Below are 11,899 nucleotides of genomic sequence, written 5' to 3' on the forward strand. Positions count from 1 at the left end.
ACACCTCGCGGGACATAACCGTGTGAACAGTAACTATAATTGTACTCTTTTTGAAATCTTTTTGAACGCGGGGCGGGACTCACAGGGGTCCCGCTTTTGTGTGTGAAAAATCATCCGTTTTTTTTAACCTGGATCAAGGTATGTTTTATTTGTCCGCTGCATACATTGTAAAAACAATGATTTCAGGGGGCAACCTTTTGAAAGAATATATTGAAGAGCGGGCGGTAGCTATAGCGAATTACATTATTGATTACAATGCGACAGTGCGGCAGACGGCAAGGAAATTTGGAATTTCAAAATCAACGGTACATAAAGATGTGACCGATCGCCTGGAGAATATCAACCCGTCTCTGGCGGCGCAGGCCAGAGTGGTTCTGGATATCAATAAGGCTGAGCGCCATATCAGAGGCGGTATGGCTACCAAAGAAAAATATCAGCATCAGCTTCAGGCATGCAGCAGAAAATAATAATGGCAGTATCATATCCGGAGGCAGTTATCCGGAAACAGGCATCCGTAATCAGGAAAGGCTGCGTTCTCACAGGAGGACGCAGCCTTTCCTGATTGATGACGGTGAACTGTTCGCGGGGTTGCGGGAAGAAATACGGTAAAAAGGTAAGGCGGCGAAAAGGTAATAAAAAGAAAGACTTCCTAATAGAATGATAATAATCAAAAAGAACAGGGAGCTTTTTTTATGGGAAAAATTCTGAGTGGTAAGCGGCATGGAGTCATTTTAGCCGCAGCGCTCTTTCTGTCAGCCGTTCTGATGGCCGGATGCGGCGGTGAGAAGGAGGAGGCGAAGGTCCGGGATCTGGAATTTACGGTCGTGGGGCAAAATGAGGTACCGCAGGAACTTCAGGAAATAATCGAACAGAAGAAAAAAGAACCGTTCAGGCTGACTTACTCGGGAGGAGAAGATTTGTACATAGCAGCCGGGTATGGAGAACAGAAAACGGGAGGCTACAGTATAGCTGTTCCGGAACTCTACCTGACAGAGAATTCCATCACGATCCGAACAGAGCTCAAAGGGCCTGAGAAGCAGGAGCAGACGGGTTCGGAATGCTCATATCCGTTTATTGTGGTGAAGATGCCGTTTATGGAAGAGCCGGTGGTATTTAAGTAGGAAAATCAGAAGAAACAGGATGAACAGTTGGAAAGATGCTGACGCATTTCCAGCTGTTCATTTTGCGTTTGGCAGCAGTCGGATAAAATGCTTTGCGCAATCATTCTTATCGTACGGCGCCCATGCCGGGCACCGTATGCCGTATTATTTAATTACGCCTTTGTATTCAGGATGCTTATCGAACCACTTTACCGCATAAGAGCATGTCAGAACCGCCTTTTTATCCTCTGCACATAATTGCTCTGCGACCGCGTTCATCAGCTTGTCTGCCAGATTCTGCCCCCTGAGGGACGGGTCTACAAAGGTGTGGTCGATATTTACCGTATCCTTGTCAATCTCCGGGAAGGTTACCTCGGCGAGCAGTTTATCGTCTTCTCCGAGTAAAGCTATTTGGTTTGAGTTATAGGTGAAATCCATCTTCAGCCTCCTTTATTTACAATGTTTTTCTGGCACTATTATATCTTAGGGAAAGAAAAATAGCAATTATATTCTTTTTTTACTTGCATTTCGTTAAGTCAGGGTGTATAATGATATAACTATCTTAAAATCATGCTCCGGATAAGGAATCTATTCTGAATTCCAGAATGCGAATCGCAGGAACTTCCACAGCCAGTGATAATTTTAGAATCGTTTATTGTATATTTATAACTTTTTTCTGTTTTTGCGCATATATAAGAAAAGCAGGCATTTTGCGGCAAAAATCAGATTCATCTTACTAATATCTATATTTCAAAAATTCTGAAGTACTTCTGAAACAAATACCAATGAGTAATTTTATGATTGAAACAACTGACATAAACAATGCGGCAGAGAGGAGGGACATTATAACGAAATACGGAATGCTTGAACAGGCATACAGTGAAATTACGTTTTGCTGGCAGGAAACATCGGAGAAAGAGTATCCCTGGCAGCAGGATCATCTGGCAGGAGAGCAAGAACTGCTGCTTGAATTGATTAATATTAATATGGAACGTCCGGTGCAGGAAGCGCCGGATACAAAAGAACGCTTGAGGCTTGGCAGGTACCGGAGATGGTACGGAATCAGGAACAAGCGGAGAGCCGCCGGGGAGGTGCGCTGTGAAAAAGGGGATAAAAGCAGGAGGCCTGTGCATCGGAATATTATGCTTTCTGGCAGTTTTTTTATGCCGGAAGGATGTGTGCCGGGTTATGGCTCAGGAAGAAATACAGAGATTTTCAGATCTGTTTGATACGCCGGGAGAGATTCCGCAGCCGGAAGAGTTTATTAAGAGTGAATCCGGCCGGATATACAGGCTGAAGAAGCAGGAGCTGCTAACAGTCCCAGTTGTTGGGGACACAAGAAAGCTGTCGGGCCGGGCGGACTACCCGGGAATCAGCCGGCTCGATACTGTGCCGGATACGGCGGTTATGACTGTGAAGGATGAGGAGAGCGGGAAGGAATTTGAAGCAGAGTTATCTCTTGAGCAGGTTCAATACAGCAATGAGAGATGGCAGGACGGAATTTCCTTCACCGCCACCTTCCATGATTACGGGGCAGATTACTATCTGTTTGGGGATATACGTATTCCGCGCCAGACGGACACGCCGGAGCTGTCCTCCTTTCAGGGGGAATTTCTTAAGGCGGCGGGAATGGAGCCGGAGGATTACAGGATTGAAGAATTTCTATGGAACGGGGAGCCTTATGAGGACGAGGGAGGCGTTATATGCCGTGACGTTCTGATATTGGGGCGGCAGAAGGTATGGGATTGCACGGCCCTTTATAGTGCGGCGGTAAAGATGCCTGATTTTAAGAGATACCGAATGAGAATGGTGTACGGGGAGGCTGCCGACGGAGGGGAAGAAAAGGAGGAGGGGGCTGTCCCTGAGGACGGGGACATACCTGACGGGGAGACTGAACCGGGAGCTTTGGACAAATGGACTGAATTCCTGAAAATTATCAAAAGAGGATTACAGGTATCTGTGGGAATTTTTGCAACAGCCGCCGCTGCGCTGATACTGTTTTGGCTGGTAAAAAAGGCCGGCAGGACCGGGGAGGATGACAGATAAGAAGCCATTTTCCGCAGAAAAATGAGCGGATTGCGAATGTTTTTGAGGATTGTGAGAGCACGCAGTGCGGAGCAATCCGGTTTCAAAGGGGGCAAAAGACCTTTTGACCCCAACATCATTTCATTTAATATATATATAAATGACAAGGGAGATACGCATTATTTATGCCCATCTCCCTTGCTGATTTTATCATCATGCAGATAATCGGATATGCTATAATATTTATTTTAATTAAAACAGAGACATCACGCTGCTGATACCGATTACCAGAGAGATAATTGCCACGCATCCTCCCAGAAGATTGCGGAGCAGAGAGTTTTTATACTGACCCAGAACACGGGTGCGGCTTGTGATGAATACGAGTGCGATAACGATAATCGGAAGGAAGATTCCGTTAACGGCCTGCGCCATCATGATAATTGAAATCGGATTGTAACCTGTTGCAGATACAATAATTCCAATTACGACTACGATTATATTTGTGGCAAAGAAGCGTTTGTCTGTTTTATCCATTTTCCATTTAAACAGTCCGGCAAGTACGTAGGAAACACCGAGAGGTGTGACAACTGCCGAGGAAACGCCTGCGGAGATCAAGCCGATACTGAGAAATGGCTTGGAAAAGCTGCCTAAGAGCGGTTCCAGCTGAACAGCCATATCTGCGGCAGATGAAACGGTCATACCGCGCATAACTGTGCCTGCTGTAATCATAACGGCACCTGTAATGATACCGCCGATGATCATGGATATGGTAACGTCGAAACGGGCCAGCGGCAGTTCCTCCGGGTTATGCCATGTTTTCCGGGCGCTGGTAGCATGGATAAACATGTTATACGGAACAACGGTAGTGCCAATCATGGCAACGCAGGTCATAATTGCATTTTGCGGAACGTTCGGAACCGCGCCCATCAGTAGTTCTCCGAGATCCGGTTTTACAATAATCATGGTGACAACGAATACGATAGCCATAACACTGACACAGACGCTTAAGAGCTTTTCAAGAGTCTTTACGGCATCGCCTATATTAATGAGGATCAGGACACCGATACCCCAGATTGGAGCTACGATGTTGGAAGGAATTCCGGTGAGGGAAGAGATGCCGATAGCGGTACCCGTCAGGTCGCCGCCCATATATGCAACACCGCCCAGCACGATAGCTGAAGCTACGAGAATAATCATGGCCCATTTAAGCGGAGGGCGGTCGGAGAGTTCTTTCACCAGTTCTTCTGCAAGTCCGTTCTGGGTAACGATTCCCAGACGGGCAGCCATTTCCTGCATAACAATTACTGCGATAACAGAGAAAATTACAGTCCAGAGAAGTGCATACCCATAAGTGGCTCCGGCTCTCGTGGCGCTTGTAATGGTACCTGGGCCGATAAAGGATCCTACAACAAGGATTCCCGGGCCGAGAGCTTTACACTTATCTTTAAGAGTATAGGTTTTATTTTTTTCCATGCATTGCCTCCATTTCCAATTAAGACGGTTTATCGAATTAGTATAGTAAAGAACTAAAACATGCTGAGGTATAAGGTTTCACTTAGCTGCTCCAGCATCTGGATACCGGCCAGACTGTTCCCCTTTTTATCAAGGCCGGGTGAATAGATACCAATTCCCATTCGAGTGGGAGATACGGCCATAATGCCGCCGCCTACACCGCTTTTGGCAGGTAGGCCTACTTTGATTGCAAAATCGCCGGAGCCGTCATACATACCGCAGGTGGTGAGAATTGCATTGACAAAGCGCGCATGGCGTCCTGAAAAAAGAACTTCCCCGGTCTTTTTCCCCCGTCCGTGGTTTGCCAGTACAAAACCGATATTGGCCAGATCCTTGCAGGTTACGCGGATAGAACATGCGCGAAAATAGATATCAAGGATTTCTTCAACATCGTCGTCAATAATGCCTGAACTTTTCAGCAGATAAGCCAGCGCCCGGTTTTTATTGCCGGTTCTCTTTTCTGAAAGATATACGGCCTCATCCACATCGATTTCCGGATTTCCGGCCAGTTTTCTTGTAAAGGCCAGAAGGCGGTCAAAACGCTCCTCATATGTCTCGCCGTGAATCATCGAGCACATCTCAATGGCTCCAATATTAACCATAGGATTAATATGCTCTTTCAGAATCAGCTGTTCTGAATAATCAATGGCATTAAAGGGTTTCCCGGTTGCTTCCACACCTATGTATTGTCTGACATACTCCGTTGTGTTATCCATGAGTGCCATTAGAAGCAGGAGAGGTTTGATAATGCTCTGAATGGTGAACTTTTTGTCGAAGTCGCCGGCATAGAATTCTTTTCCGTCGCTGTTCACAAGATAGACGCCAAAATCATTAATATCTGCTTTTGACAGTTCGGGAATGTAGTCGGCCAGTTTTCCAAGCCGGGTATAGGAACGGCATTCTTCCAGGAGACGCTCCAATAATTCTTCCATATGTATCACACTCAACCTTCCTTAGTTAATTTGTTACCTTGACAGTAAATGATAATATCGTTTTAATAACTACAATGTCATTATAACTGACCGTTATTGCAGTGTCAAGAAAAATTATCATATTAGTATAAATTTTATTGTAATTTATCAGAAAAACCTGTAAAAATGCCGGAGAGGCGGAGAAAAATGCAAATATATCCGGGAAAAATGCCGATGGAATAAGGGGAGACCGTAACCGTTTATACTTCTGGACTGATGCGGGAAATAGAAAACTAAGGAAGGGATTCATTGCATATTTTTCTAAAATGTTGTAAAATAAAACCATCTTGATTTTAAGAGAAGAGGAGCCTTTATTATGGAAAAAGAAGTGCGTCTGATTCAGTCGATTCAAAGAGCTTTTGATATTATCAACTGTTTCAGCGAACAGTCGCCAAAACTGACTTTACCAAAAATCAGCGAGATGCTTTCATTAAATATTAATACAACAAGAGGAATTGTAAATACCCTGGTGGCAAATGGCTACCTGGAACATGACAGTGAGACGAACATCTATTCATTAGGTCCTGTTTTTATCCCAAAAGCAGATTTGGTCAGCGCCAATGATATGGAGAGAGTGAAGAAAATGGCAAGGCCTTATCTGGAGGAGCTTTCCAATACATTTCAGGTATCGGCGAGGCTTCAGGTGGTTTCCAACTACAATATTTTTACGATTGAAAATATTAATCCGGAAAATGCCCATTATATACTTCTTACGCGGTTGAATACTACGTTTGCATTGAATGCGACTGCATCAGGGAAACTTTTGCTTTACTATATGGGAGAACGTCAGAGGGAGCATTATTTCAAGACACTGGATCAGCGGATGTATACGAAAAATACGCTTGTGACCAAGGAAGATCTGCAAAAAGAGCTGGACAAGATAGAAAAGTGGGGTTATTCCACAGAATTCGAAGAGATAGGGCTGGGAATCAGCAGTATCGCCATACCGATTATGAAGAAGACGGGCGGACTTTACGGTACGGTCAGTATAGTGGCTTCCAGTTCGATTGTCATGCCAATCATTCAGGATGTTGTGGTTCCTATGAGAAAATGCGCAGAATTTGTATCGGAAAACCTGTTGCTAAAATAATGCAGGATGCGGATGGAATTATCCATGCAAATTCCATTACCATAAAAAATAAGGAGAAAATTCCAGGATACGGCGGAATTTTCTCCTTATTTTTTGCGGAGTGGCGGCTGCTTATTTCTGTACTTTCTCTGCTTTTCTTGCAGCCAGCCCATTCATAAAGTAGAGCGCCATCCAAACACCTGTGTGAGCCGACATCTGGGTTCCGCAGGTTTCAGGATAAATTTCAACAAAATCAAAGGCATTAGCTCCGGCTCTGCCGCATTCGTTTACCATCATAGCCAGCTCGAAAGAGGTGAGTCCGCACGGATCGACCGGTCCCTGAGGGTTGGCGGAGGCATCGAGGACATCGGAACAGATGGTTACATAAATCATGTCTGTATCTTTCGATGCAATTTCTAATGCTTTTTTAATAGTAGCTTCGTATCCGTTCTTCTTGATTTCCATAGCCGGAATGACAGTAGCTCCGTATTTTTCTGCTTCTCTTCTTTCCTGCGGATGATTTCTCGGTCCTCTGATTCCGATATGTACGATCTTGGTAGAATCAAAGTTTTCATCCTGATACAGACGGTTGAACGGAGAACATCTGGAATAGAGATCATCGCCAAAGGACGGCATCGTGTCCAGATGAGCGTCAAAATGAATTACACCCACCCTTTTTTTATGGCGTTTTGCCATCTCACTGATCATTGGGTAGGAGATGGAGTGATCACCGCCAAATGTAATCGGAATGGCGCCGGCATCAATGATTTCACCGAATTTTTCGCGCATATTTGCGAAGGTTAAATCATAATTGCCGTTCTGTACAACTGTATCGCCGTAATCGCAGGCAGTCATATAGTCAAATGTATCAATATCATAGTCAGGAAGGTAACCTGTATATCTTGTCGATACGCCGCGGAACGTTTTCGGCGCCACAACACAGGATGAGAATCCGCCATAGGTACATCCGCCTTCCCACGGTACGCCCATAACGGCAAAATCAAAATTTTTCACATCTTCGGCCGTCTTAGCTACCGGCAGGCCCATAAAAGATGGAACTCCACTGTAAATTTCCTGCGGCACTACGCCGGGCTGATAAATAATTGGCTTATTCTGCATAATAAAAACCCCTTTCATATTAATAACGAAATTTGTTAAGAAATACTTGTTATTAAAAACGATATTATAATTTTAAAAACGATATTATCATATTGCTACTGTATCACTAAGGTGTGAAAATGTCAATAGGCATGTAATGATTTTCGGGAGTTTTGCGAAAAACACCTCACGAAATACATCATGGCTGAGCGGATACTCACATATACTGTTATTAACGTTGAAATGCTGAAATCCTGCCCTGTAATGCCCGAGTGCCTTGCAACGGCATAAAGATTCCTGCAAATAATCATACAGTTGAGGTGGCTTATGAAACTTTTTTCAAAGAAAAGCAGTGATATGTCAGGACAGCATCCAGGACCTCGTCTGCCGGTGGCAGAAAATGCATTTTTCTGGATGCTGCTCCTCCTTTTGTCTATCGGATGTATTACATCCTTGTATGAAAAGTCTCTGCACAAGCAGGAAACATCGAGTGTTTCTTCGGAAAGTGTGTTTAAGAGTATAAAGACCACAGGAAGAAATTACCAAATTAAGGAAAGAAAGCTTCCTATTTACTGCGTGAAGACGGATGCCCCCAAAGTTGCACTGACTTTTGACGCTGCATGGGGGAATGAGGACACACACCGGCTGATGGAAATCCTGGACGCCCATAATGTCAAGGTTACATTTTTTATGACCGGCGGCTGGGTTGAAAAATTTCCGGAGGATGTTAAGTACATAGCCGGACAGGGACATGAACTGGGAAATCACAGCGAAAATCATAAAAATATGAGCCGGCTTGACAAAGCAGTGATTCAAATGGAACTGCAAAAGGTACACGATAAGGTGAAAAAACTAACAGGAAAAGATATGACACTCTTTCGTCCGCCTTATGGAGATTATAATAATCAGGTGGTTGAGATGGCTGATTCTATGGGGTATTATCCGATTCAGTGGGATGTCGACAGTCTGGACTGGAAAGACTACGGCGCCGATTCAATCGTGGATATGGTTCTGAATAATCCTCATCTGGGCAACGGAAGCATTATTTTAATGCATAATGGGGCAAAATATACACCTGACGCGCTGGATGCAGTCATAACCGGGCTTCAGGAAAAGGGGTTTGAGCTGGTAACGGTTTCCGAACTGATTTGGAAAGAAAACTTTTATCTGGACCAGGAGGGCCGGCAGATAGCTGAATAGGCAGTAACTGTCCTGTCCGTATCGATAAAGGATACCGGCTTATGAGTATTGGAAAATATTTTGTTTCGTGATAAACTTAAAAAGCAGCTGCGTATTCGGAATATTGAATGCGTAGATGTGGAAACATAGAATAGTACGGATAGGAATGAAAGAAGGTCAGTGATGGCGAGGGAGATAGTATTTAAAATGGAAAGGCCGGGATTGGTAGAGGAAGGCCAGGAAGTAGAGGTCAGCGAATCGGTTACCCCCTTTAATGTCAATTACATGATAGAACCGGCTGTGGCGATGTCCGGACTTTTTAAGCTGAATAACCGTCTGAAGACGGAGAACGGGATGACAAAGGGAATTGTGAAAAAAATCGAGGAAAATGACAGAGGTTTCTATATCACGGTTATATTCGACGAAGAATAAAACCATTCACAATAACGGCGAATTATGTAATTAAATGTAAAATAATGTAGAGAAACAATTGAATTTACAATGGCATTGTGATAAAGTGTGTGGGAAATAGCAGTATGACAGAGAAGGAAATATGGCAGAAAAGGAAGTGTGACCCAAGATGAAAAAGATACCACAAGACCCCATTATATGCCTGAGCTATGTGAATACACAGCTGCGGGATTTTTATTCCAGTCTGGAACTCCTGTGTGATGATTTTAGGGTTGACCGGGACGAACTGATAAAAAAACTGGCGGATGCCGGTTTTTCTTATGACAGAGAGCAAAACAGATTTCGTTGACCAAGAGCGACAGACAAATGATGAATAAGAGGAAAAACAATTGCGGATTTACATTATTAGAACTGGTCATTTCAGTATCAGTGCTGGTAATATTAACAGGTGTCACAGCGCCTGTTTTCACAAAATATATTGAGAAAGCCAGGGAACAGCGTTATATTACAGAGGCGAAGAGTGTCTTCCGTGCGCTGCAGTTTTACCTGATGGATCTGGATGAGTCGGGGATAGTGATATCAAGAGAGAAACTGACGGAAATTCTTGGGGACTATCCGGTTTCTTCACCGAGACATGTTCTTTATCCATATCTAACGAATAAAGCTACCAAAGAGGCATATCTTGCAGGGCAAGGATTTGTAAAGGACAGTAGTGCTGAAAATTTAAGAAGTATTGAGTACGAAGTAAAAGATTACATTATTTCGGTCGAAGCATCAGGCAAAGTAAAGGTGAAAAAGCGCCAGAAGATTATTATCCCCACTAAGCCCGGCATAGTAACAGGGATAGATGAGACCCAACCTGAGACAATTCAAGAGACGGAGTGAGCACAGTGGACATAATATCAACCATATATGATACGGCCGTGTCTGTCTGGGCATGGCTGCTGGATCATATAATTTTCGTCAATCTTATACTATCAATAATCATTGTATTTTTCAGGAGGCATGATCCGAAAACGGTTTGGACATGGCTGCTGGCTTTGTATTTCATACCTGTGTTCGGTATCCTCTTTTATTTATTTTTTGATCAGGATTTCAGAAAAAGCAAGATGTTCCGAATCAAAGAGGTGGAGGACCGGCTGAGGTACTCTGCCCGCAATCAGGAAGAGTTTATCAAGAGCCAGGACATGGGGCTTCTGGGCTCTCTGGCCGGCGGTTATGCTGATCTGGTGCTTTATAATCTGGAGGTGGCCGGTTCCGTTCTGACACTGAATAACCATGTCGAGATTTTTACCGACGGCGTGGAAAAATTCAAAGATTTAAAAGAAGAATTAAAAAACGCCAAACGTTATATCCATATCCAGTATTACATTATTAAGAACGATGAATTATTTGATTCCATGATACCGATCCTGCTTGACAAGGTGAGGAACGGGGTTGAGGTAAGAATTTTATATGACGGTATGGGCGGTCGGTTCATGCCGAAAAGAAAGTGGAAGATGCTGAAAGAAGCCGGTATCGGTATTGCAAGCTTTTTTCCGCCGGTGCTTGGCCGGCTTAACTTCCGTGTAAATTACAGAAACCACAGAAAGATAGTGGTGATTGACGGACGGGTCGGTTATGTGGGCGGCTTTAATATCGGCAGGGAATATATCTCAAAAGATCCGAAGTTCGGTTATTGGCGCGATACCCATTTAAAGATATACGGCGAGGCGGTAATCGGCCTCCAGCTCCGTTTTGCGCAGGACTGGAATTATGCGGCAGGGGAAAATCTGTTTAAGGACATGCGTTATTTTAACGAGGCTGACGGAATGCCCGAGCCGACATCGATTGACAGTATGGTGGGAATTCAGATTATTTCCAGTGGGCCGGATACGCAGACGCGCCAGATACGTGACAATTATCTGGAACTGTTTCACAAGGCGAGACATCACATCTATATCCAAACACCGTACTTTGTGCCGGATGACGCCGTTTTGTCGGCTATCCAGATTGCGGCAAGGTCAGGGGTTGATGTACGGCTGATGATTCCCTGCAAACCGGATCATCCGTTTGTATACTGGGCGACCTATTCGTATGTGGGCGACCTCTTAAGGGCGGGAGCCAAATGTTATACCTATGAGAATGGTTTCCTTCATGCAAAGGGAGTTTCCGTGGATGGATTTGTAAGCTGTTACGGTACGGCGAATATGGACATCAGAAGTTTTGAGCTGAACTTTGAAGTCAATGCCGTTATTTACGATGAGGAAACAACGGAACGTCTGGAAGAGGCATTTTTAAGTGATTTGGCATTTTGCCGGGAGATTACGCCGGAAGATTACGAGGCAAGGGGGCTGATCATACGTTTTAAGGAGCAGTGCAGCCGCCTCCTTTCTCCTCTTTTATAGGAATACAGTAAAAAGAAGGATCTGACTGCCTGTGGCGTCAGGTCTTCTTTATTAATGGCTGTATGCCCTTGAATACCCAGTAACAGTTCAGATGGGTCGCTGTCACTAAAATAGAGATTTAACTGAGGTTGGGAGGACGCATCCGGA

Annotated in this window: 14 protein-coding genes; 10 read left to right on the forward strand and 4 right to left on the reverse strand. The window is 44.3% G+C overall.

The annotated features are described in order from the left end of the window. Positions 1 to 197: 197 nt before the first annotated feature. Both spoIIID and CLOSYM_RS05645 read left to right on the forward strand, forming a co-directional pair. Entirely contained in the window at positions 198 to 467 is a 270-nt protein-coding gene (spoIIID, locus tag CLOSYM_RS05640) for a sporulation transcriptional regulator SpoIIID (protein ID WP_024738937.1), read from the forward strand. Between the two features lie 225 nt (positions 468 to 692). Then, complete coding sequence (locus tag CLOSYM_RS05645; RefSeq protein WP_003497167.1) at positions 693 to 1,121, forward strand: protease complex subunit PrcB family protein; 429 nt, start codon at positions 693 to 695, stop codon at positions 1,119 to 1,121. Between the two features lie 144 nt (positions 1,122 to 1,265). Here CLOSYM_RS05645 and CLOSYM_RS05650 read toward each other — a convergent pair whose 3' ends face one another. Beyond that, on the reverse strand, positions 1,266 to 1,538 hold the full coding sequence (locus CLOSYM_RS05650; protein WP_021641315.1) for a GNAT family N-acetyltransferase: 273 nt from the start codon (positions 1,536 to 1,538) through the stop codon (positions 1,266 to 1,268). A 359-nt stretch (positions 1,539 to 1,897) separates the two neighbouring features. Between CLOSYM_RS05650 and CLOSYM_RS23375 the strand changes: the two genes are divergently transcribed. Continuing rightward, on the forward strand, positions 1,898 to 2,329 hold the full coding sequence (locus CLOSYM_RS23375) for a hypothetical protein (RefSeq protein ID WP_207747139.1): 432 nt from the start codon (positions 1,898 to 1,900) through the stop codon (positions 2,327 to 2,329). Continuing rightward, the gene (locus tag CLOSYM_RS05655) at positions 2,289 to 3,146 is read left to right on the forward strand and encodes a hypothetical protein (RefSeq protein ID WP_021641317.1); all 858 of its coding nucleotides are present in this window, start codon (positions 2,289 to 2,291) and stop codon (positions 3,144 to 3,146) included. Before CLOSYM_RS23375 ends, CLOSYM_RS05655 begins: the two co-directional genes overlap by 41 nt. Positions 3,147 to 3,377: 231 nt before the next feature. Here the strand turns inward: CLOSYM_RS05655 and CLOSYM_RS05660 are convergent, their stop codons facing one another. Both CLOSYM_RS05660 and glsA read right to left on the reverse strand, forming a co-directional pair. Next, positions 3,378 to 4,598 (reverse strand): Nramp family divalent metal transporter, encoded by a 1,221-nt coding sequence (locus tag CLOSYM_RS05660; protein ID WP_003497160.1) that lies wholly within the window; start codon positions 4,596 to 4,598, stop codon positions 3,378 to 3,380. A 53-nt stretch (positions 4,599 to 4,651) separates the two neighbouring features. Further along, complete coding sequence (gene glsA / locus CLOSYM_RS05665) at positions 4,652 to 5,569, reverse strand: glutaminase A (protein WP_003506612.1); 918 nt, start codon at positions 5,567 to 5,569, stop codon at positions 4,652 to 4,654. Positions 5,570 to 5,924: 355 nt separating this feature from the next. Between glsA and CLOSYM_RS05675 the strand changes: the two genes are divergently transcribed. Beyond that, complete coding sequence (locus tag CLOSYM_RS05675; RefSeq protein WP_021641319.1) at positions 5,925 to 6,698, forward strand: IclR family transcriptional regulator; 774 nt, start codon at positions 5,925 to 5,927, stop codon at positions 6,696 to 6,698. A gap of 111 nt (positions 6,699 to 6,809) precedes the next feature. Here CLOSYM_RS05675 and CLOSYM_RS05680 read toward each other — a convergent pair whose 3' ends face one another. Further along, on the reverse strand, positions 6,810 to 7,796 hold the full coding sequence (locus CLOSYM_RS05680) for an agmatinase family protein (protein ID WP_242827557.1): 987 nt from the start codon (positions 7,794 to 7,796) through the stop codon (positions 6,810 to 6,812). 306 nt (positions 7,797 to 8,102) lie between these two features. Here CLOSYM_RS05680 and CLOSYM_RS05685 point away from each other — a divergent pair, with 306 nt between their 5' ends. From CLOSYM_RS05685 to cls, 5 genes are all read left to right on the forward strand, one after another. Then, positions 8,103 to 8,975 (forward strand): polysaccharide deacetylase family protein, encoded by an 873-nt coding sequence (locus CLOSYM_RS05685; RefSeq protein ID WP_021641320.1) that lies wholly within the window; start codon positions 8,103 to 8,105, stop codon positions 8,973 to 8,975. A 186-nt stretch (positions 8,976 to 9,161) separates the two neighbouring features. After that, positions 9,162 to 9,386, forward strand: coding sequence for a hypothetical protein (locus CLOSYM_RS05690; protein WP_044902168.1), 225 nt, complete (start codon positions 9,162 to 9,164; stop codon positions 9,384 to 9,386). 148 nt (positions 9,387 to 9,534) lie between these two features. Further along, positions 9,535 to 9,714: a DUF4250 domain-containing protein gene (locus CLOSYM_RS05695; RefSeq protein WP_021641322.1), complete on the forward strand. Its 180-nt coding sequence runs from the start codon at positions 9,535 to 9,537 to the stop codon at positions 9,712 to 9,714. A 17-nt stretch (positions 9,715 to 9,731) separates the two neighbouring features. After that, complete coding sequence (locus tag CLOSYM_RS05700; protein WP_021641323.1) at positions 9,732 to 10,250, forward strand: type II secretion system protein; 519 nt, start codon at positions 9,732 to 9,734, stop codon at positions 10,248 to 10,250. Between the two features lie 14 nt (positions 10,251 to 10,264). Next, entirely contained in the window at positions 10,265 to 11,752 is a 1,488-nt protein-coding gene (gene cls / locus CLOSYM_RS05705) for a cardiolipin synthase (protein WP_034555581.1), read from the forward strand. Positions 11,753 to 11,899 lie beyond the last annotated feature (147 nt).

The sequence above is a fragment of the [Clostridium] symbiosum ATCC 14940 genome (genome assembly GCF_000466485.1).
Classification (GTDB): domain Bacteria; phylum Bacillota; class Clostridia; order Lachnospirales; family Lachnospiraceae; genus Otoolea; species Otoolea symbiosa.